The organism is Deltaproteobacteria bacterium GWC2_65_14 (assembly GCA_001797615.1).
GTDB lineage: Bacteria > Desulfobacterota > Deferrimicrobia > Deferrimicrobiales > Deferrimicrobiaceae > GWC2-65-14.
This window is the reverse complement of record MGPV01000062.1, coordinates 68,249-68,521: the sequence shown is the minus strand read 5'-3', so window position 1 is coordinate 68,521 and position 273 is coordinate 68,249.

Below are 273 nucleotides of genomic sequence, written 5' to 3'. Positions count from 1 at the left end.
CCGTCCTGCCCGGTGATCCCGGTGATCAGCGCCTTCGGCATCCCACCTCCTCAGAACTGGGACGTTCCTTAGAACTTTTCATCTCATCTCCCGGACAACAGGACGATAGAAAGACATTTTACCCCGTGAAGGTTCCAGAGCCTTCCCGCATGTCGCAAGATCTTAGGAACGGTCCCGGTTCTTAGGAACGTCCCGGTTCTTACTGTCCCTTTGCTTTCGTTTGGTTGAATTGTACACGTGCTGGGGGGGATAATTCAACGATGGACCCTGCCG